The organism is Streptomyces sp. PL-29, assembly GCF_058344425.1.
The window spans coordinates 6,897,875-6,918,298 of record NZ_CP136996.1; the positions used below are offsets into that span (position 1 = coordinate 6,897,875).

Sequence of the window (20,424 nt, forward strand, 5' to 3'; positions counted from 1 at the left end):
CGGTCGTGACCGCCCGGTCCGAGGCCGGGCCCGGCAGGAGTGCTGGGCCATGTGAGGGCGGCTCCTCAAGCCCGCCCGGGCCCTGTCCGAAGGAGAGGGAGGCCGCACCTGGACACCGGCGAGGGCGCGGCCGTCTCCTGATGACCGCCCATCTCCCGGGGAGTACCTCCATGCGCCTGCTCGTCCGCCTGACCGTCGCCGCCCTGATCGCGGCTGCCCCCGCACGCGCCGGCGCCGCGGCCGCGGACGTTCCGGAACCCGTGCCGGCTCCGCTCCTGCTGCCCGCCGCCGCGGTTCCCGGCGCGTTCATCGTCAGCCTCGACGACGGCGTGGACGCCGCCGCCCTCGCACACCGGCTCGGACTGGAGCCCACCTTCGTCTACGAATCGGCGATGAACGGCTTCGCGGTGCCGCTGACCCCCGGCCAGCTGGACGACGTCCGCACCACCCCCGGGGTGCGCTCGGTGGAGGCCGACGCGGAGATCTCGGCCCCACCGACGCCGCCCGGCCCGGCCGCACCGTCCACCGCCCGGGCCCCTGCACCGACATGGGGCCTGGACCGCATCGACCAGCGGACCCTCCCGCTCGACGGTCACTTCACCACCGGCGGCGACGGCGCCGGCGTGACGGCCTACGTCCTCGACACCGGCATCGACTACTCCCACCCCGAGTTCGAGGGCCGGGCCGAGCCCGGTTTCGACGCCGTCGGGGACGGCGGTGGCGGCCAGGACTGCGAAGGCCACGGTACCCACGTCGCGGGCACCATCGGCGGCCGGACGTACGGCGTCGCACGCTCCGTGCGCCTGGTCAGCGTCCGCGTACTCGGCTGCGACGGCCGGGGCGACCACTCGGCGGTCATCGCCGGACTGGACTGGGTGGCGGCGAACGCCCGGCAGCCCGCTGTACTCAACGTCTCCCTGGGCGGTGGCCGCTCCGAGGCCGTCAACCGGGCCGCCACCGCCGTGGCCGAGGCCGGCACCCTCCCGGTCGTCGCCGCCGGGAATGCGGCGGCCGACGCCTGCACGGTCTCCCCGGCCTCGGCGGAGCGGGTGGTGACCGTGGCCGCCAGCAGCCGGCGCGACGAGCAGTCCCGCTTCTCCAACCGTGGCGAGTGCGTGGAGATCCACGCCCCCGGCGAGCAGATCGATTCCGCGCTGCTCGGCGGCGGCACCATCGCCCTCGACGGCACGTCCATGGCCGCCCCGCACGTCACCGGAGCGGGCGCCCTCTACAAGGCGGCCCATCCGGCGGCCGCCCCGCAGGAGGTCGCCGGGTGGCTCGTGGAGAAGGCCACCGAGGACGTCCTGACCGGCACCGACGCAGGCAGCCCCGGCCGACTGCTGTTCACGGACGGCATGTGACGGACGGTCGTCGCCCGTCCTCAGCCGCCTGCCGCCGGTTCGGGGCCGAACCGGCGGACGGGACCCTGCTCAGCCGAGACGCGTGAGCCTCGTCCCGAACGAGGGCTCCGCCAGAGCTCCCTTGACGGCCACCGGGACGCTCTTGGCGCCCTCACCCTCACCCGCCGTCAGCACACCGACCTCCGTCCCGGACTTCGCCGTGCGCGGGAGCGCTGAGGAGCCGGCGTCGAGGGACAGCCTGAACCGCTGCCCGGGCACGCTGGTCACGTTCAGGTCCTTGACTGCCACGAGCGGAGTACGGCCGCCGAGTCCGTCGTCCACGTAGCCGACGACGTCGCCCTTGCGGACGAGCGGGCCGGAGGCGAGGGCCGTCCGTACCGCTTCGATGATCTTCTTGCTGTTCGTCTTCACCAGGGCCAGGCTGTTGAGGGCGTCCACGTCCGGGGCGGGCGCGCGCTGTTCCATCAACGAACCGACGATCAGCTCGGTCTCCTCGCCGACCGTCTTGTAGGCCGCCCACACGAAGGTGCCGCCGGCGGGTGTGCTGGAGCCGGTCTTGATCCCGCGGATGCTGAGGTTGGAGTCGGTGAGCAGGTGGTTGTTGTTGACGAGCTTCTCGCCCAGGCCCTTGATGGAGGCCTCCGGCAGGGCGACGATCGCCCGGAAGGCGTCGTCCTTCATCACCGCCTCGGCGAGTCTCAGCTGGTCGGCGGCCGTGCTGACGGTGCCCGCGTCCAGACCGCTCGGGTCGGTGTACGTGGTGTCCTTCATGCCGAGTTCCCGGGCGGCGGCGTTCATCTTCTCCACGAACGCGGCCTCGGAATCGGTGCCCGTGTCCCAGCGCGCCAGCAGACGGGCGATGTTGTTGCCCGAGGGGATCATCAGCATCTTCAGCATGTCCTGCTGGCTGAACCTCGACCCGGCGGTGAGACCCCTGATCCGGGATTCGTGCTCGGAATTTCCGTCCGCCACCGCCTTCGCATCGACGGTGATGTCCGGGCCGGCCTCGTTCTTGCGCAGCGGATGGCCCTTGAGGATCACGTAGGCCGTCATGATCTTGGCGACGCTGGCCGTCGGTACGGGCCGCTGCTCACCGAAGGTGCCGATGTCGCCGGAACCGACGACGCGGACGGCTCCCTGGCCCTGGCCGGGCCACGGCATGGAGAACTGCCCGTCGACGGTGTGCTCGGTCTCCGCGGCGACGAGCCGGGGGGCGGGCAGGGGCCGCAGCATCTGGCCGCCGATGCAGGCACCGGCGAGCAACAGCAGAATCGGCGTCCACACCTTGACGCGGCGCAGCACGGTCCGGCGAGGGGTCTCCGGCGGGGGAGGGGTGTTGGTGAGCTCGGCCAGCAGGTCCAGCGGCGGCAGGGGGCCCGGCGCGGCCGGCTGCGCGGGCGCCTGAGGCAGGGGGCGCGCCGCGACGGGCGCCGGCGCGTCGGGATCCTTCAGCGCGACGAACCGGCTCGTCCGTTCGGGGTCGGAAACCGCATCCGAGTCCGGATCGGAGTCCGACACCGGATCGGATTCCCCTGCACGCGCCGCCTCTTCACGTGCCGCCTTGTCACGTACTGCCGCCCAGGACGGCACCTTCGGAGCGGTTCCGGCGGCGGACGCCTTCTCGCCCACACCGGCGCCTGCGGTGCCGGGCGTCTCCCCAGCCTTGCGGTCCGGAGCGGCGGCGCCCGGCGCGCGCAGGGTCTGCGTGCGCGAGTCTTCGGCGTCGGCGTCGGCGTCGGCGTCGGCGTCGGCCTCGACCTCGGCCTCAGGTTCAGGCTTGCTCCGCGCCTTGCGGTCCTCGGCGGTGGCGCGGGGGAGGCGGAGGATCTGCGTGCGCGAGTCCCCGGCGTCCGCTGCCGGTTCGGCGTCGGTGTCGTCGTCGGGGGCGTCGGCCCGGGGGTCTTCGGTTCGGGCACCGCTGTCGGCGTCGGCGTCGGCGTCGGCGTCGGCGTCGGCCTCGGGGTCGGTGTCGGGGCCGGCCGGTGCCTCGGCCGCGGGCTCGGCGTCCGGGGCGGCGGCGCTGGGCCCGTCGTCCCGGGCATCGGTGTCGGCCGGTGTGTCGGCCGGTGTGTCGGCCGCGGGCTCGTCGTCCGCCGAGGCGGCGTCCGGCGTCTTCCCCGCGCCGGCCTCCGCCCGGCTTTCCTTCCGCGCCGTCGAAGGGGTCTGCGCGGACTCCTGGTCCGCTTTGGTTTCGGCCGTGTCCTCCGGCTCGTCGTCCGACCCCGTCGCGGGCCGCGATGCGTCCGCCGCGGTGTCTTCGGCCTCCGCGTTCGTGTCCGCCGAAGGGGACCCCGCCTTCCCGGGTTCCGCCCCCGCGACGGTGGTTCCCGTGTCCTTCGGGTCGTCCGAGGAACCGTCCGTCACTGTTACCGCCTTCATCCAAGCCCCGCCTTGCCGTTCACACCGTGCAGATACCTTCGACGGGCAGCCGAGAGGGCCCCGCCACGCTGCTAGATGCGGGCCCCGCACCACGCGTTCCCCGACCCCGATCTTGTGACCGTTCGGTCATATTCGGTGAGTACGCCTACTCATGACCGCACCGCCGCCGCCGTCGACCATGGAGCGCGACCCCACCGCACGAACGAACGGGCCCGCCCATGCTCAGCCGAATCGCCGCCGCCCTGGTCCCCGCCTTCGGGCGGCTCACCGTCACCGCCGACCCCGGTGCCCGGCCCGCCACCGGTTCCATCCTCGTGGCCAACCACACCTCGCTCGCCGACCCCGCCGTCGTGGTCACGGCCCTGCGCCGGCACGGGATCGAGCCGGTCATCCTGGCCACCGCTGGTCTCTGGCGCGTACCTCTGCTGGGCCCCGCACTGCGCCGCGAGGGGCACATCGCCGTTCACCGCGGCACCGCCCGGGCCGGCGACGCGCTGGACGCCGCCGCCGTGGCCCTCGCCTCGGGCCGCAGCGTGCTGCTCTACGGCGAGGGCCGGCTGCCGACGCGCCGCGACGCGGGGGAGTCCGCTCCGGGCCCCTTCCGCAGCGGACTGGCCCGGCTCGCCGCCGCCACGGGAGCCCCCGTCGTACCCGTGGGCCAGGCCGGCTCCCGCCGGCTGTGCTCCGGCAGCCGCGCGAAGCAACTCGCCGGGGTCCTCACGGCGCCGCTGCGCCGGCCCTGCCTGCACGTACACATCGGGGCGCCGCTGCACCTTCCCGCCGGGGTACCCGAGGCGACCGACCGGGTCCGTGAGGCCGTCACCGAGGCCTGGCGCACCGCCGCGTCCGCCGTCGGGGAGGCCCGCGCGGCAGGATGACGGCTCAGGCGGTGCTGTGCCCGAGCAGGACATGGGGCGTGGCCTCGCGATCGGCATCCGTGTCGACGAAGGACACCACCAACGGGGTGCTGCCCGTCGGGCCGCCGGCGGTCGCGCGCAGCCGGTAGCGCTCGACCCGGACGGCATCACGGGCGAGGGGACGGCCTCCCGTGAACAGCGACAGGGGCTTGACATCGTTCGCCACGCGCAGTTCGGCCGGACGCCAGGTGCCGGAGGCCTGGTCGAGGCGCTCCAGCAGGAAGCCCGGACCGTCGTCCGGCCGGTCACCCGGTTCGCCGACGAGCATCTCCATCTGGAAGGTCACGAGCAGATGCCGGTAGTCGGCGGAGTTCCCGTTCCGCAGGGTCACGGTGAACTCCTGCGCGGCGCCGCCCCGTACGAGGCCGAGCCGGCCGCCGCGGGTGGCCACGGCAGCGGTCAGGCGGGTCGGAGCCGGAGGCGGCGTCACCGGCGGAGCCGCCGAACGGGGCGCGGCGGTCGTGGCCGCGACGGTGGGCGCGGCCGTGGCCGACACCGACGGCGATGCCGATGCCGACGGGGATGACGACGGCGACGGGGATGACGAGGACGCCGGCGTGGCCTGCGTGTCCCCGCCGTCCCCGTTCCCGCATCCGGAACATCCGGCGAGCAGGGCGGCGGCTGCGGCCGCGGCACGCAGGCCGCGGCGGCGAGGTCTGGCTACGGGCATGGGTTCGGTTCCCCCGGGGTCGACGACGTCAGGAACCTAACAGGCGAGCTTCGGCCCCACGAGCCCGATCGGGCCTCGGGGCGGCGACGATCCGGTCACGGAGGAGGCAGGCCGGTCCCGCGGCCGCCCTCAGCCGAGCGGCTTCTCGAAGCTGAAGGCGGTCACGGCCATCCGCTCGCGGAAGTAGAAACGGTGCGCGTCGGTCCGCTGGGTGCCGGAGTCGAGGGTGAGGGCGGTGCACCGGGAGGCGCGGGCGTGCTGCTCCAGGTGCGTGAGCAGTGCGTGTCCCACGCCGCCGGAACGGGCGGTGGCCGAGGTGACCAGATCGTCCACGTAGAGCTTGCGGACCATGGACGTGTTGGCCACGATCCGCCAGCCCGCCGCGCCTACGCACGCACCGTCCGCGTCGTAGGCCGCCGTGAAGCGCAGTCCTTGGGCCCGGCCCTCGGCGACGACCGAGAGGAAGAGCTCCTCGGTGAGATGCGGACGCAATTCGAGCAGCACGGGGAGCAGGTCGGAGACGAGCCGGGCGTCACCGGGCTCCAGGTCGATGATCTTCACGGCGGCAGGGTACGGGACCCGATGCGGTGGCGGCACGCACGAGTGTCCGAAGTGGGAACCCGCCGTCCGCATGCCGGACACGGTCCACGGTTGTCGGCCCCCGGCCCTACTGTTGATCACGTGAGCCCGACTCCTGACCAGCGCCCGGCCCCCGACCGCAGCCTCGCCGAGATCAACGCCGACATCCGCTGTCTGTTCGCGCGCGCCGAAGGCCGCCTCTCCGACGCGGAGCGCATCCGTCACGCCGCCCTGCTCCGGGAATGGGCCGCGGTCATGCGGGCCTCGGTGGTCCCGGCCGCCTGAGCGAACAGCTGCCGTCGTAGCCGTAGCCGCGCCGCGCGAAGCGCCCTGGGCCCGGCCGCGCACCGGCCCCGCTCGCCGAGGCGTTCAGGCGCCCGCGGACCGGCTGAGGACGCGCCGGAGCCAGCGGGTGCGGGCGGCACGGGCCTCCCGGCTGAGGGCCGCGTTCGGCGCGACGGTGTCGAACCCGTGGAAGGCCCCTGGCCATACGTGCAGTTCGGCCTGACCGCCCGCCTGCCAGATCGCGTTGGCGTAGGCCACGTCCTCGTCGCGGAACGTCTCGGCCGACCCGACGTCGATGTAGGCCGGGGGCAGTCCGGACAGGTCCGCGGCACGTGCGGGAGCCGCGTACGGCGGCACATCCGGGGTGCCGTACAGGTCGCCCAGCAGCGCCTGCCACGCCGTCGCGTTGGAGGACCGGTCCCAGACGTCGACGCCGGTCATCTGGCGGCTGGAGAAGGTGTCGCCGCGGTCGTCGAGCATCGGGCACAGCAGCAATTGGCCGATGGGCCGGGGCCCGCCCCGGTCACGGGTGAGCAGGGCGAGCGCCGCGGCGAGGCCGCCGCCGGCGCTCTTCCCGCCGATGACGATGCGCTCCGGGTCGATACGCAGCTCCGCGGCGTGCGCGGCCGCCCAGACCAGACCGGCGTAGCAGTCCTCCACCGGTCCGGGATGGCGTACCCCGGGAGCCAGCCGGTACTCGACGGAGACGACGGCCGTCTCCAGAGGTAGGGCCCACTCGCGGAGCAACTGGGGAAGCACGACCGATGCGTTGCCCAGGATCATGCCGCCGCCGTGCATGTAGTAGAGCAGTGGAAGAGCCTCGTCGAGGCCGGCGGGCCGCGCGCTCAGCAGCGTCACGTCCGGGCCGCCGGGCGGCCCGGGCACGCACAGCTCGTCGACCTCGAAGCACCCGCCGGCGCGAAGCTCCGGCACGGTCGGCCGCGGCCGCTCGGCGACGTCCCGCTCCTGCCGGGCGGCGAGGTTCTCCGGAGTGAACGGCTCCCCGGCCTTCCCGTCCGCCCCGTCCGCCGAGACCGCCAGCGCGGCGGCCAGTTCGGCGTCGAACGGCGGCGCACACCGCACCGCGGAGTCGGGTCCGGGCCCGTTTCGCGCGAGATCCATGCCCCCCAGTCAACCACCCGCCCCGGCCCGCCTACTCCCCACCGCCCGGCGACCGCGCCGCCGCTGCCGCGCGCTCACGCAGCCGCCGTTTGTCCGGCTTGCCCCGCGCGGTGAGCGGGATCTCCCGTACCCAGAACACCGCGGTGGGCCGGTGCGCCCGCGCCAGTGTCCGTTCCACCAGGTCGCAGGCCTCGTCGGCCAACCCCGGCCCCGGCACGCGACCGGCCGCCGGGACCAGGAAGGCGCACACCTGCTCGCCGGTAAGCTCGCTGTGCCGGCCCACCACCACGGCCTGCGCGACCGCGGGATGCCGGGCGAGCGCCGCCTCCACGGGCACGCAGTACACGTTGTCCCCGTCGACCATCACCACGTCCGCGTCCCGGTCGTCGAGGTACAGGTAGCCGGCCCCGTCGAAGTGCCCGAGGTCACCCGTCCGCAGCCAGCCGTCGCGCACCGCCTCAGCCGTCGTCCCGGACCGGCCCCAGTAGCCCGACATCATCGCCGCCGACCGGATCCACACCGCACCCGTCTGCCCGGCGGCCACCACCGCACCCCGTCCGTCCCGCACCTCGGCCTCCACCCCCGCGACGGGCCTGCCGACCGAAGCCAGCAGCTCGGGCCGCCCGCCCACCCCCGCGTCGTGGTCGGCGGGCGTCAGCCGGCAGATCACCCCTGCCTCGTTCGTGCCGTAGCCCTGCCGCCAGCGCCCGCCCCAGCGCGTCACCGCCTCCCGCAGCCGCTCCGGATGGACCGGCGAGTCCCCGTACGAGACGATCGCCAGCCCGGGCACTCCGTGGGCGGTCGCGGGATCGTCCAGCAGCCGGTAGACCATCGAGGTCGTCAGGTACGTGGAGACGGGTCCCAGACGCTGACAGGCCGCCGCGAACTCCCTCGTCCCGAAGGGATCGAGGATCTCCACCCGCCCGCCGGCCCGGAACTGCTCCAGGCACCGCCCCCCGGACCGCTGCGCGAGCGAGGTGACCGACAGGTAGCCGGTCCTCGCCCAGCCGGCCGGCCGTACGGAGTTGCGCGCCGCCATCGCGCCGAAGGTCGAGGCGACCCCCTTGGGCCGCCCCGTCGTCCCGCCGGTGTAGGTCACCCGCGCCACGTCGTCGTCCCGCGCCCGCACGGTCACCGGTACGGCGGCGCGCCGCCCCGAGCGTCGGATCGCCTCGTCCAGGCCCAGCCGGAGCGCCCCGGTGCCGGGTACCGGAACGTCGTGCACCACCAGGTCCGGCCGGCAGTCCCGCAGGATGAAGTCCAGCCCGTACAGGGCAGGTCCGGCCACGACCTGGGTCAGCCGCGCACCCAGCAGGTGTGCGGCGATCCGCAGCAGCAGCACCTCGGTCCGGTTGGTGCCCGCCACGCAGGCGAGCCCCGAGCCATGCCCGATCCCCGCCTCGGCCAGCACCGCGGCGAGCCGCCAGGACGCGTCGAGCACCTCCTCGAACCGCAGCACGACCGGACCGACCCCGAGGGCAGGCCGCCCGGCATACCGCTCGAACGCCCCTACCAGGTCCGTGACATACCGTGCGGCCACCACGTGCGATCCGCCTCTCGCCGTACCGAGGGCGATCGTACGGTCACTCCCGCCGAGCCGGCTCCCACCACACCGGCGGCGCACTCCACGGACGGCCGGCCCAGCGGCATCATGGGCGTCATGACGACCGAATCCCGTGCTCGTTCATTCAGCTCCGCGGCCGCGCGCTACGCCGCGAGCCGCCCCTCGTATCCGCCCGAGCTCTTCGACACGCTGGCGGAACTGGCCGGCTTCCCCCTGGACGGCGCCCGCGTCGCCGACGTGGGCGCGGGTACGGGAATCGCCACGTCGCTACTGGAGGCGCGCGGCGCCCGCGTGGTCGGGGTGGAGCCGGGCGAGGGCATGGCCGCCGAGTTCCGGCGGCGTAATCCCGGCACCCCGCTGGTGCGGGCCGACGGCAACAGGCTGCCGCTGTCGTCTGGATGTCTGGACCTGCTGACCTACGCGCAGTCCTGGCACTGGACCGATCCGGACCGGGCCGTCCCCGAGGCGCTGCGGGTACTGCGGCCCGGCGGGGCACTGGCCATCTGGCACAACGACCCGGACGTGACGATCGGATGGATCGCGGAGCAGCAGGCCCGCATCGAGGCCCGGTTCGGGCCGGGCTGGTACATCAACGAACGGGCCCGCCCCCAGGACGGGCTGCGCTTCACGGGCCGTCACCTGTCCTGGTCGCGCCGGGTCCCGGTCGACACGCACCTGGCCAAACTGTCCACGCACTCCCTCTTCCTCGTCGGCGAGCCCGGGACGGAGGCGTTCTTGGCCGAGGAACGCGCCCTGCTCATGCTCCGCTTCCCCGACGGGTGGGTCGAGGAGCGCTACGTGGTCGAGCTGAACGTGGCCGTCCGGGCCCGCTGAGACAGGGCGTGCCGCCAATCGGGTGAAGCCCCGGAACCCGGCGTCCCTCCGGCCGTTGATCAAGGCGCTCACCCTCATGCACCCGTGTGACACAAGGACACCTGATGCTCAAGAAGATTATGGCCACCGCCGCCGCCACCGCATCCATCGTCGGCGCGGGCGCCGCAGTCGCCGCCCCGGCCATGGCCGTCGGCAACGACAACGGGGTCAACACCGTCAACGGAAACGGTGCCCAGCAGATCTACGGTAACCAGAAGACCACGGGCGACCAGAGCCCGCAGCTCGGCCTGGTCCAGGGCACGCTGAACAAGCCCTGCATCGGTCTGCCGGCGAAGGTCAACGCCCAGTCGATCCTGGCCCTGGTCAACGTCGGCGTCCAGGACATCAACGTCCTGTCCAACCCGCAGAACCAGCAGTGCACCGAGAACTCCACCCAGGCCAAGGGCGACGAGCCACTCTCCCACATCCTGGACAACATCCCGGTCCTTTCGGGCAACGTCTCGGCCGGCAGCTGACGCAGTCCCCTTCTTGCAAGAGTTGTACGAGCCGGGGCCTCCGACGCCTGCGCGAGTGCCCACGAGGCCCCGGCTTGCTCCACCCGGATCCACCGATCCGACGCACAGAACGGCGCGCGCCGGCCGGACGGCCGTCGACGTGGGCACCGAACCCCGCACCGCAGAGCCTCCCGCCCGACCGGGCCGGAGGCTCTGCTGCGTGCTGCGTGCTGCGTGCTGCGTTCCGCGGCTCTCGCGGTGATCGCGGTGCGGCGCCGCGACGTGTGAAACCGGATGTGCGGCGCCCCATCCGGTAGCTTCGGTTCCATGACCACTGAGCCGCAGAGCTTCGAGATCCTGGTGGTGCCCGAGCACATCGAGAACCTCCGCGGCGCCTCGCCGGCGGACCGCGCCCTGAGGTCGGCCGTGGTCGAGGCGACCGGAGAGCGAGGGGCCTCGGGATACCCCCGCTACCGGGGGCAGGGCGTGGAGGCCGACATCGACCCCACCACGCGCACCATCGAGGCCCTGCTCGTCGACGGCGCGGAGTTGGACTACGGGCTGATCGCCATGATCGCCCCCGAGGGCGGGGGCCGCGGATCCCGCCGCACGTAGCGGCGGGCGGACGGGTCAACCGGGGCGTTTGGGTCGTACGGATGGTGGCCGGGAGCGGGCCAGCGCGCCCGGGGTGCCGACGAGCACGAACTGCGCGGCCCGCACGCCCGCTTTTACAGCAAGAACTTCCTCACCGCCCCCGACGCCGAGATCCACGACGTGACCGAGCTGAACACCAGCTTCGCCTGGTCGGCCGGCGGCATGGTCTCCACCGCCGGGGACCTGAACCGCTTCTTCGCCGCACTGCTGGGCGGCCGGCTGCTGCCGCCCGCCCAGCAGGCGGAGATGTTCGCGGTCCGACCGGCTCCCGCGGGCCAGTGGATCCCCGGCGCCTCCTACGGCCTGGGCATGTCGTCGATGGCGCTGTCCTCCGGTGCCACGGTCTGGGGCATGGGCGGTGCCATCAACGGCTCGTACTGCTACACCTACGGCACCCGCGACGGCGGGCACCTCCTCGCCCAGAGCGTCAACGGCGACTGGAACGACCCGATCGGCCTGTTCACGCAGGTCCTCGAGGCCGAGTTCGCCGGCGACCGTACGGCGTGAGGCCCGGCCCGGCCCCCGCGTGCGGGGCCGGGCCGGGCTGCGTCGGGTCGGGAGGGCTCAGCCCGGGGCTCAGCTCACCTGGAGGGCGACGTCGTCCACGACGAAGGAGGTCTGGAGGGACTGGTCCTCCACGCCGTTGAACTTCAGGGTGACGGTCCGGCCCGCGTACGCCGACAGGTCGTAGGTCTTCTCGGCGTATCCGGGCTTCGCGTCCAGGTTGGAGAAGGACGCCAGCGTCTGGCCGGCCACGGAGACCGTGAACCGGTCGTAGACGACGCTCGCGTATTCGTCCGTGTCGATGTGGAGGAAGAACGAGAGCCGGTACGAGGCACAGCCCGAGGGGATGGCCAGCGACTGCGAGGCGCTGTCCGTGTGGGGTGAGCCGTACCCGTTGAGCCAGGCCTTGTAGCTGCCGCTGTGCGGGGCCTGGCCGGACTGGCTGGTGATCACGCCGGCGGTCGCGCTCCACGGACTGGAGCCGTTCTCGAAGCCGCCGTTGACCACCAGCTGGCGCGGGGTGCAGCTGCCCCCGCCCGTGACGGTCAGCGTGTAGGTGGTGGTGTGGGCGACGGTGCCCGAGCCGGTGACGGTCAGGGTGTACGTGCCGGGCACCGTGCCCGCGCCGACCTGGACGGACAGCGTCGAGGAGGTGCCGGACACCACCGACGACGGGCTGAGCGAGGCGGTCACGCCGGCCGGTGCGCCGGAGACGGAGAGCGCGACCGTCTGCGCGGTGCCGCTCACGGTGGCGGTGTTCACCGTCGCCGAGACCGAACCGCCCGGAGCCGCACTGCCCGCGGCCGGGCTGACCCCGATGGAGAAGTCCTGCGCCGGGGTCTCGCCGCCGACGGCCTGCTTCCACAGTGCGTAGGCGACGCCGTCCGCGCTGCGGTCGAGCACCGTGGCGTTGATGTTGTTCGCGGTGTCACAGGAGCTGTGGTAGCAGGAGTCGTAGGCGGCGTTCGCGGTGCCGCCCCACTTCGAGGCCTGTGCCGAGGTCTTGCGGGCGCTGGCTCCGGCCGCGTAGCCGGAGGTGGGGATGCCGCCCTGCTGGAAGGAGTAGTCGTCGCTGCGGCCCTGCCCCTCGGTGTTCTCCTCGGGCGCCAGGTTCAGTGAGGTCCAGTACGCCTTGAGCGGCGCGGCGGTGGCGGAGTTCAGGTTGTTGATGAAGTAGCCGCCGTTGGTCGAGCCGACCATGTCGAAGTTGTAGTAGCCCTTGATGGCCGCGCGCTGGCTGCTGCTGAGCTGGTTGACGTAGAACTTCGAGCCGTTGAGGCCCTGCTCCTCGTCGGTCCACCAGGCGAAGCGCACGTGCTTGGTCATCGTCGGGTTCTTCTGGGCGAGGACGAGCGCGTTCTCCAGTAGGGTCGCGGAGCCCGAGCCGTTGTCGTTGATGCCGGGGCCGGCCGAGACGCCGTCCAGGTGGGCGCCGAACATGACGGTCTGGTCGGTGGGACCGCCGGGCCAGTCGGCGATCAGGTTGTTGGAGGGGTAGGCGCACGAGGAGCAGTACTGCTCCGTGACCGTGTAGCCGGCCGCCTGGAGCTTGCCCTTGACGTAGGCCAGCGACTGGTTGTAGCCGGCGCTGCCCGCACGGCGGTGACCGCCGTTCTGCGAGGCGATGGTGTTGAACTGTGACAGGTGCGCTCGCACGTTGGCGACGTCGATGTCCGGCGGGTCGTTGCCGGGCTGTGTCCCGCCGACGTTCAGCGTGAAGTCGACCGTGTGGGACAGCGCCGTGCCCTGGCCCTTGACGACGACCGTGGACGTGCCCGGCGCGGCGTTGGAGCCGGCGGTCAGCGTCAGCACCGAGGACTGTCCGGACTGCACGGTGGCGGGGTTGAAGGAGGCGCTCACTCCGGCCGGCAGGCCGGACGCGGTCAGCGTCACCGACTGGGCGGTGCCGGTGGTGACGGTGGTACCGACTGTGGTGGTGACCGTGCCGCCCTGCTGGACGGTGCCCGACGAGGGGGTCAGCGCCATCGAGAAGTCGTTGTTCTGGCCGCTCGGGGTGCAGGTCGGGTCGGCGGACTGGGCCGGCACGCTGATGGCGTCCCAGGCCGCCTTCGTCGTGTTGAAGAGGCCGCAGGTGGCGTCCAGCGACTTTGCCGAGTTCAGCGTCGCCGTGCGGTACTTCCGGTACGACATGCTGCTGGTCTTGAGCAGCATGCCGCCGTAGAAGATCTTGCCGGCGTTCTGCACGCCCACACCGGTCAGCGTGGTTCCGTTGCAGGTGCTGCTGTTGGGCTTGCCACCGCCCGGACTGGTGCCCTCGGCCAGCAGGTAGAACCAGTGGTTCAGGGGACCGGCGGCCGCGTGCACCTCCGTACCGGGTATCGCGGAGCTGTAGCAGGCCGGGTCATTGTTGACGGCCGGCGGGTTGTACATGTTGCGGATCGGGCCCCGGCCCTGGAGGTTGATCACCTCGCCCACGGTGTAGTCCGGCGTGTCGTACGGGGCGGGCTGGTTGATGTAGGCCTCGGTCAGCGCGCCGAAGATGTCACCGGTGGCCTCGCCGAGACCGGCCTCCTGGCCGCTGGTACCGCCGGGGGTGTTGGAGTCGATGGCGTGCCCGTACTCGTGGGCCACCACGTCGACGCCGGCGATCCACTCGTTCGCGGTGTTGCGTCCGATGGTGACCGAGCTGCCGTCCCAGTAGGCGTTCAGGTCGTTCAGCCCGACCTTGGCGGGGAAGGAGCGGCCGTTTCCGCTGACGCCGTTGCGGCCCAGCCACTGGGAGAGCATGTCCCACTGTTTCTGAGCTGCGAACATCAGGTCGACGCAGCCGGTCTCCTTGCTCGTGGGGTTGCCGGTGCCCCAGGAGTCGGAGGACTTCGTGAAGACCGTACCGGTGCTGTAGTCCGCGCAGCTCAGGCCGGTGCGGTTGGGGTCGCGCAGCGTGTACGTCGAACCGGAGTTGGTGGTGTCGATGGTGATCGGGCCGGGCCCGTTCCACTTGCTGTTGCCGGTGCCCGCGACGACGTCGTCGTAGGTGTCGACGAGCGCGCCCGTGCGGGCGTCGACGAAGACGTGGAGCCTGCTGGGGGCGGTCTTGGTACGGCCGCGCAGCACGGTCTCCCACGCCAGCACCGGCTTGTCGCCCTTGAGCCGGACGACGAGCCGACTGCTCTCGACCTTGTCGACCGCGGCGAGCTTCGCCCGCGAGGTGGCCTCGGCGTCCTTCGCGGACACCGTGGCCCGGGTAGCGATGTCGATGCGTACGGAAGAGGCGGACTGGAGGGCTCGAACCTTCCCGGCGCCGTCCGCGAGGACGACCGCGTCGCCGCCGACGACCGGCAGGCCGCGGTAGCTGCGCTCGTACGACACCGAATAGAGGTCCTTCACCCAGGGGGTGACGAGCCTGCGCTCGTACTGCTCCTGCGCGGAGTTGACCAGGGAGTCGAGACCGCTGTCGACGGCCTGGTCGGCGGCTGCGACCGCGCGTGCGGCGGGGGTGTCCTTCTGGGACGGTGCGGGCTGCGCCTGCGGCGCTGCCGATGCCGTCCCGGCCAGGGCGCCGGCGAGGCTCGCGGTCAGCGCCATCGCTGCCACGGCCGCCGTCCATCTGGTGGGTTGCAACGTCCACTCCGATCGTGGGGGGTTCGGGGATGAGTGGTGGTCGTTCGCGGCCGAGTATGAGTGTGTGCATGACGAGAATGGGACATCCCGGCAGGCATAAGGTCCGCGTTATGGTGCGGTCGCGGGCGCCCTGCGTACGCTGCCCGGATGCAGCTGGAGTTGAGGCATCTGCAAGCTGTCCTCCGGATAGCGGAGGCGGGCAGCCTGGGGGGCGCGGCGCGGCGGCTGGGAGTCTCGCAGCCCGCACTGTCCGCCCAGCTGAGGCGCATCGAACGGGTCACCGGTGGCGACCTGTTCGTGCGGGGCAGGGGCGGCGTGGAGCCCACGGCGCTGGGACAGTTCGTCCTGGCCAAAGCACGTCGGGTGCTGAGCGAGATGGACGCCCTGGGGGCCGAGGCGCGCGCCCTCTCGGCCGCCGGCCCGCTGCGCCTCGGCTGCATCCTGCTCGTGCTGCTCGACGGCCTGCTGGCTCAGACCGACCTGTCGATGTCCGGGCGGGAGATCGCTGTCGATCTGGAGGACTCGGTGACCGCGCTCGCCCGGATGCTCGGCGCCGGACGCTACGACGCCATCGTCTACGGCGAGGTCAACGGCCACGAAGTGCCGCTGCCGGAAGGGACCTTGTCCAGGACGCTGATCGCGAAGGAGCCCTTCGGGATCAGACTGTCCGCGAGCCACGGGCTGGCCGGTGCGGACCGCATCGACCTCGCCGACCTCGCGGGGGAGGCGTGGATGACTCCGGTGGAGGACGACGACGGCGGCCCCGAGGCACTCGTCGCGGCCTGCGCCGAGGCCGGGTTCAGCCCGTCACTGCGCTACCGGATCACCGACCGCAAGATGCACTACGACCTGATCGCGGCGGGCCGCGCGGTCTCGCTCAGCCAGCCGACGGCGCCGACGGCCGCGGGCACGGTGCTGCGCCCCCTCGTCGGCAGCCCCGTCACCGGACGCATCCGCCTGGCCTGGAACCGCTCGGCGCTCTCGGCCGACCAGGCCCAGCAGCTCTACCGGGCGGCGGCCCGCGCGTACCTGGCCAACATCGACAACAACCGCTTCCACCGGGAGTGGTGGGACGCGCACCCCGAGGTCCACCCGGTCGTCGACTGACGCACCGGCCGGCCGGCCGACCCGGGCGCGGGCGTGGTCAGCCGCGGTGGTGGGCGGTCAGCAGCAGGTACTCCCACTCCATCACGCCGTCCGTGGTGTGTTCGGCGGCGAGGGCGTCGAGCACCTCGTCCAGGGCCGCGACCTTGTCGGGATCGCCGCCCGCCGCGCGGTACACGGCGATCGTCGGCCCGTAGCAGGCCTTGAAGAACTCCCTGAAGTCCCAAGGGTTCTTGAAGAGGGACACGCGGACCGTCCTGCGGCGGGCGACGACATCGGTGACCGCGTCGCCGAGCAGCTCGTGGACGTACTCCTCGTCCCCCCACAGAGGTGGTGGCTGCGCACCCGGCGGGGCCGACGGAGCATACGGCTTCATCGCGGCGAACAGCCGCCCGACGAAGCCCTCCGGGGTCCAGTTGATCAGCCCGACCGTCCCGCCGGCCCGGCACACGCGGAGCATCTCCTCGGCGGCGGTGCGGTGGTGCGGGGCGAACATGACGCCGACGCAGGACATCACGACGTCGAACTCGCCGTCCGCGAAGGGCAAGTCCTCGGCGTCAGCCTCCCGCCACTCCAGCTTCGCGCCCTGCACGGCGGCCAGGTGCCGCCCGGTCTCCAGCAGCTCGGGGGTCAGATCGGACGCCACGACGTCCGCGCCGGCCAGCGCCGCCGGAATGGCGGCGTTGCCGGACCCCGCGGCGATGTCGAGGACCCGGTCACCGGTCCGGACCCCGCACTCCTTCACCAGCAGCGGTCCCAGCCGGGGGATGACGTGGGAGGCCACGGACGGATAGTCACCCAGCGCCCACATCGCCCGGTGCCCTGCCTTCAGGGTGCGGTCGGCTTGCCGCGCCTCGCCCGCATCGGTCATGACAGCCGTCCTCCAGCGCTCGAAGCGTTTCCACCCTGAGCCTAGGGACCGTCCGGCGGACCGGCCCGCCGGTGGAGCCACCCGGGTGTCGGCGGAGCGCGCCGGAGGGTCAGTCGTGAGCCGTGAGGCCTCCGAAGTCGCGGGCGAAGCCCTCGCGGAAGCCGGGCCGCTCCAGTGCCTCCTCGAAGGCCCGGGCGGCGAGCGCGAGCGCGGTCGCGTGCTCCTGGGCGGCGGTGAGTTCGGCAAGGTACGCGCGCAGGCTCAGTCCGCGGTCGGCGGCGAGTGCGGCGAGCCGGTCGCGCACGTCGGTGTCGACCTCGACGGTGGTGGTGTCGGCCATCCTCCGAGTATGCGCGCCCGGTGGCCGGCCGGGGGACTGTTCGCCGCGCCGGGGCACGCGCTATCCGGCCCAGCGTCCGGAGAGGAAGGTGATGGCCACCGTGGTGCACAGCGGGCTCGCGACGTACAGGTAGGCACCGCGTACCCACCGGCGGTGCAGGCTCCAGCCGGCCAGGGAGATCCACAGCGGCCACCACAGCAGCGTGGAGCGGGGCACGGAGGTGTACCAGTAGGACGTGCCCAGGGCCCACAGGGTGAGGGCGATGTACAGGGCCTCCGGCCAGTGGCGGCCCCGCACCAGTACGGCGAGCAGGACGAGCCCGGTCACCATGGCCAGCAGCTCCGCCTGCCACATGATCGCGTAGCCGGTGGGCCGGGTGTGGCCGAAGGCGGCCGTCCAGGTGTGGGACCAGGCCTCCCACGGCAGGTGGAACTCCCGGTACCAGCCACGCTCCTGGGAGTGCTTCCAGGCCTGCCAGTCGCCCGTCCCCGCATGCAGGTACCAGGTGTGGAGCAGCGGGGGGAGGGCCGGCAGGAGCAGCCACGGGGCCGCCCGCCAGGCGGTGCGGATCCGTACGGTCATCAGGAAGTGGAGGGTCAGCGCCGCCGCGAGGAACAACCCGGTCACCCGCACCGAGCAGGCCAGGCAGGTCAGGACCGAGGCGGCGGCCCAGCTCCGGCGCTGCGCCGCCAGCCAGGCGGGCAGGGCCAGCGCGAGGAAGAGCGACTCGGTGTAGCCCGCCGCGAGGAACACCGCGCAGGGCGAGACCAGCAGGAAGGCCGCTGCACGCCGGCCCGCGTCGTCGTGGCCCAGCCGGTCTCGGGCGAGGCGGGCCAGGGCCAGGACGGCGACGCCACCCGCGACGAAGGAGATCAGCGCTCCGGACGCGGCCCAGGAGGGGACCACCGTGTGCACGGCGCGCAGGACGAGAGGGAAACCGGGCAGGAAGGCCTCCCTGTTGTCCCAGCCGACCGTCCAGGGACCCGTCGCATCGGGGAAGTACCCGTCCCGGGCTATGCGGAGGTAGAACGCCCAGTCCCAGCGCTCCCAGGGCCCGAGCAGCGACGGAGGGCGGCGGCTCTCGCCGTCGGAGGGGAACAGCCAGCCGACGGCCCCCGCGGTGGTCCACAGGCCGACGCGGGTCAGCAGGTAGAGCCACAGCACCTCGCGGTCGGCCGGCCCGAGCCACCGTGGGGCCCGGAGCGCGCGGCGGGAACGGGGGAGCGCCGGCCGACCCGGCGGGGCGGGCCGCGAGCGGCCGGCTGCGGCCGGCCGGTGCGGTGCGGAAACGGGCACGGGGGATCTCCTGGCCGTCTGAGGGCGTGCGGAACCACCGGCCCGGTTTTCCGGGCCGCTGTCCGCAGGCGGCGGTGTGGGCGGTGGCGCACCCGGGGCGGGCGCGCGGCGGGCGCGGCGTGGGGGCCGGGCGCCCGCCGGGAGGTGTCCCGCGGATCAGGCCCGATCCGCGGGACACCCCGCTAGCGGGGTGGCGCGGTGGTGGCGCTGGGCGCGCCGGGGTTGGTCGGGTTGTGCGGCGGACGGGCGCTCATCGTCCGGGTGGCGTCGGGATCGCCCACTCCGGCGGTCGCGGTGGGCGGGGTCCGCGAGGACGCGGTGCCCTGCGCGGAGGGAGGCGCGGTGGTCGGCGCGGTGGTCGGCAGATCGGACGCCGGTGGGGGAGACGGGGTGGTCGCCGGAAGGGTCGGGCGGCCGGAGTCCTGCGGCAGGAACGCGGCCAGCGCCGCGCCGGATCCGCCGAACAGCAGACAGCAGGCGGCGGCGATGCCGACGATCCGGCGCCGCCGGACCCGTTCGCCCCGGTGTGCGATGACGGTGACGGGCGGGAGTGCCGCCGCGGCCTGCCCGGCCGAGGCGGCGGCGCGGAAGGCGGACCGCAGCGGGTCGTGGGACTCAGGCATCGGGAGCCTCCTCGGTGCGCGGATCCTGCAGATGGTGGGAGAGCGCGGCCCGGCCGCGGGACAGGTGCGTCTTGACCGTGCTCGCGGACAGCGCGGTCTCGGCGGCGATCTGCTCGACCGTCAGGTCGCACAGGTAGTGCAGCGCCATCGTGCGGCGCTGCTTCAGTGGCAGCTGTCGCAGCGCCTCGACCAAGGCCACCGCCTCGGGACCGGGTCCCTCGACGTGCGCCGCCGGAGCACTGCGCCGCCAGGCTTCGGCCGAACGCCGGCGCACCCGCCAGCGGCTGACCGCGAGCCGCCACGCCACGGTGCGGATCCATGCCTCCGGGCGGCCCTCGCGGTCCAGCTGACGACGGCGCCCCCACCCCCGGACGAAGGCCTCCTGCACCACGTCCTGTGCCTCGTGGTGGTCGCCGAGCATCACGTACAGCTGTCCCGTGAGCCTCCCCGCCGCTTGTGCGTAGAACGCCTCGAACTCCTCGACGGTCAAAAATCGCTCCCGAATCCGTATATCGCTCTCACCCGGCATACGCTCGGCGCACCGGATCCGGTCGACACCCGATGACGGGAAATCCTGTGACGCCGGTCACGCCGTGCGCGGGGACGGGCCGCGGCGACCGTCCGGAACGGCGCAAGGGCCCGGATCCTCGTGGATCCGGGCCCTTGGGAGCAGTAGCGGGGACAGGATTCGAACCTGCGACCTCTGGGTTATGAGCCCAGCGAGCTACCGAGCTGCTCCACCCCGCGTCGGTGGACCTCACCCTACGGCATCCGGGGGACGGTCCGCGGCGGGTTTTTCGGGCGGCGGCGCCCGGCAAGTCCGTACAAGGGCGAATTCCCGCCGCGCAGGCGTGATCATTCCCCCTGGTGACAGTGCGTGCAGGCGTGTACCTTCTCCGGTAGCTGTCGTGGTTCCAAGTGCCTTGCCCGCGCCTTCAGGTGTGGGCAGTTTTGCTGTGTTGTGCCGTAGGACCAGGGCGATCACCTCCGTCCTCCACGCCGTGTGGAGGGCGTACGTCAACGGGAAGGCATGAACATGGCTACGGGAACCGTGAAGTGGTTCAACTCCGAGAAGGGCTTCGGCTTCATCGCGCAGGACGGCGGCGGCCCGGACGTCTTCGCCCACTACTCGGCGATCAACGCCACGGGCTACCGTGAGCTCCAGGAGGGTCAGGCCGTGACCTTCGACATCACGCAGGGCCAGAAGGGCCCGCAGGCGGAGAACATCACCCCCGCCTGATCCCC

At 73.0% G+C, this 20,424-nt stretch carries 20 protein-coding genes and 1 tRNA gene; 9 read left to right on the top strand and 12 right to left on the bottom strand.

The features are described 5' to 3' along the window. The first annotated feature begins 170 nt into the window (after positions 1–170). On the top strand, positions 171–1,361 hold the full coding sequence (locus R4Z63_RS31370) for a S8 family peptidase (RefSeq protein WP_384453759.1): 1,191 nt from the start codon (positions 171–173) through the stop codon (positions 1,359–1,361). Between the two features lie 69 nt (positions 1,362–1,430). Here R4Z63_RS31370 and R4Z63_RS31375 read toward each other — a convergent pair whose 3' ends face one another. Continuing rightward, positions 1,431–3,740 carry a serine hydrolase gene (locus R4Z63_RS31375; protein WP_384453762.1) on the bottom strand — a complete coding sequence of 770 codons (2,310 nt, stop codon included), beginning with the start codon at positions 3,738–3,740 and terminating at the stop codon, positions 1,431–1,433. 218 nt (positions 3,741–3,958) lie between these two features. Between R4Z63_RS31375 and R4Z63_RS31380 the strand changes: the two genes are divergently transcribed. Further along, positions 3,959–4,618 (top strand): lysophospholipid acyltransferase family protein, encoded by a 660-nt coding sequence (locus R4Z63_RS31380; RefSeq protein ID WP_384453765.1) that lies wholly within the window; start codon positions 3,959–3,961, stop codon positions 4,616–4,618. 4 nt (positions 4,619–4,622) lie between these two features. Here the strand turns inward: R4Z63_RS31380 and R4Z63_RS31385 are convergent, their stop codons facing one another. Both R4Z63_RS31385 and R4Z63_RS31390 read right to left on the bottom strand, forming a co-directional pair. After that, complete coding sequence (locus R4Z63_RS31385; RefSeq protein ID WP_384682573.1) at positions 4,623–5,153, bottom strand: hypothetical protein; 531 nt, start codon at positions 5,151–5,153, stop codon at positions 4,623–4,625. 303 nt (positions 5,154–5,456) lie between these two features. Then, positions 5,457–5,888 carry a GNAT family N-acetyltransferase gene (locus R4Z63_RS31390; protein WP_384453770.1) on the bottom strand — a complete coding sequence of 144 codons (432 nt, stop codon included), beginning with the start codon at positions 5,886–5,888 and terminating at the stop codon, positions 5,457–5,459. 120 nt (positions 5,889–6,008) lie between these two features. Between R4Z63_RS31390 and R4Z63_RS31395 the strand changes: the two genes are divergently transcribed. Further along, on the top strand, positions 6,009–6,191 hold the full coding sequence (locus R4Z63_RS31395) for a hypothetical protein (RefSeq protein WP_037917361.1): 183 nt from the start codon (positions 6,009–6,011) through the stop codon (positions 6,189–6,191). Between the two features lie 84 nt (positions 6,192–6,275). On the opposite strand, the gene R4Z63_RS31400 is transcribed toward R4Z63_RS31395, so the two are convergent. Together R4Z63_RS31400 and R4Z63_RS31405 are read right to left on the bottom strand one after the other, a co-directional pair. Beyond that, complete coding sequence (locus R4Z63_RS31400; RefSeq protein ID WP_384453774.1) at positions 6,276–7,313, bottom strand: alpha/beta hydrolase; 1,038 nt, start codon at positions 7,311–7,313, stop codon at positions 6,276–6,278. Between the two features lie 31 nt (positions 7,314–7,344). Then, the gene (locus R4Z63_RS31405; protein WP_384453776.1) at positions 7,345–8,856 is read right to left on the bottom strand and encodes an AMP-binding protein; all 1,512 of its coding nucleotides are present in this window, start codon (positions 8,854–8,856) and stop codon (positions 7,345–7,347) included. A gap of 117 nt (positions 8,857–8,973) precedes the next feature. Between R4Z63_RS31405 and R4Z63_RS31410 the strand changes: the two genes are divergently transcribed. From R4Z63_RS31410 to R4Z63_RS31425, 4 genes are all read left to right on the top strand, one after another. Continuing rightward, positions 8,974–9,711 (top strand): class I SAM-dependent methyltransferase, encoded by a 738-nt coding sequence (locus R4Z63_RS31410; RefSeq protein WP_384453779.1) that lies wholly within the window; start codon positions 8,974–8,976, stop codon positions 9,709–9,711. 104 nt (positions 9,712–9,815) lie between these two features. Then, on the top strand, positions 9,816–10,226 hold the full coding sequence (locus R4Z63_RS31415) for a rodlin (protein WP_037917365.1): 411 nt from the start codon (positions 9,816–9,818) through the stop codon (positions 10,224–10,226). A gap of 306 nt (positions 10,227–10,532) precedes the next feature. After that, a complete protein-coding gene (locus tag R4Z63_RS31420) occupies positions 10,533–10,820 on the top strand; it encodes a hypothetical protein (RefSeq protein WP_037917367.1) in 288 nt (95 codons plus the stop codon). 159 nt (positions 10,821–10,979) lie between these two features. Continuing rightward, positions 10,980–11,366 (top strand): serine hydrolase, encoded by a 387-nt coding sequence (locus R4Z63_RS31425; RefSeq protein WP_384453783.1) that lies wholly within the window; start codon positions 10,980–10,982, stop codon positions 11,364–11,366. A gap of 69 nt (positions 11,367–11,435) precedes the next feature. On the opposite strand, the gene R4Z63_RS31430 is transcribed toward R4Z63_RS31425, so the two are convergent. After that, entirely contained in the window at positions 11,436–14,909 is a 3,474-nt protein-coding gene (locus R4Z63_RS31430; protein WP_384453830.1) for a M28 family peptidase, read from the bottom strand. A 183-nt stretch (positions 14,910–15,092) separates the two neighbouring features. On the opposite strand from R4Z63_RS31430, the gene R4Z63_RS31435 reads away from it, so the two are divergent. Then, entirely contained in the window at positions 15,093–16,052 is a 960-nt protein-coding gene (locus R4Z63_RS31435; RefSeq protein WP_384453786.1) for a LysR family transcriptional regulator, read from the top strand. A gap of 37 nt (positions 16,053–16,089) precedes the next feature. Here the strand turns inward: R4Z63_RS31435 and R4Z63_RS31440 are convergent, their stop codons facing one another. From R4Z63_RS31440 to R4Z63_RS31465, 6 genes are all read right to left on the bottom strand, one after another. Next, positions 16,090–16,920 (bottom strand): class I SAM-dependent methyltransferase, encoded by an 831-nt coding sequence (locus R4Z63_RS31440; RefSeq protein ID WP_384453789.1) that lies wholly within the window; start codon positions 16,918–16,920, stop codon positions 16,090–16,092. 109 nt (positions 16,921–17,029) lie between these two features. Further along, positions 17,030–17,260: a hypothetical protein gene (locus R4Z63_RS31445; protein ID WP_037917373.1), complete on the bottom strand. Its 231-nt coding sequence runs from the start codon at positions 17,258–17,260 to the stop codon at positions 17,030–17,032. Between the two features lie 60 nt (positions 17,261–17,320). Next, positions 17,321–18,556, bottom strand: a complete 1,236-nt coding sequence (locus R4Z63_RS31450; RefSeq protein ID WP_384453793.1) for a mannosyltransferase family protein — start codon at positions 18,554–18,556, stop codon at positions 17,321–17,323. 182 nt (positions 18,557–18,738) lie between these two features. Next, positions 18,739–19,179 carry a hypothetical protein gene (locus R4Z63_RS31455; protein ID WP_384453796.1) on the bottom strand — a complete coding sequence of 147 codons (441 nt, stop codon included), beginning with the start codon at positions 19,177–19,179 and terminating at the stop codon, positions 18,739–18,741. Then, the gene (locus R4Z63_RS31460) at positions 19,172–19,669 is read right to left on the bottom strand and encodes a SigE family RNA polymerase sigma factor (RefSeq protein WP_037917377.1); all 498 of its coding nucleotides are present in this window, start codon (positions 19,667–19,669) and stop codon (positions 19,172–19,174) included. Before R4Z63_RS31460 ends, R4Z63_RS31455 begins: the two co-directional genes overlap by 8 nt. Positions 19,670–19,852: 183 nt before the next feature. Next, positions 19,853–19,926, bottom strand: a tRNA-Met gene (locus R4Z63_RS31465). A gap of 289 nt (positions 19,927–20,215) precedes the next feature. Between R4Z63_RS31465 and R4Z63_RS31470 the strand changes: the two genes are divergently transcribed. Continuing rightward, on the top strand, positions 20,216–20,419 hold the full coding sequence (locus R4Z63_RS31470) for a cold-shock protein (protein ID WP_030036890.1): 204 nt from the start codon (positions 20,216–20,218) through the stop codon (positions 20,417–20,419). Positions 20,420–20,424 lie beyond the last annotated feature (5 nt).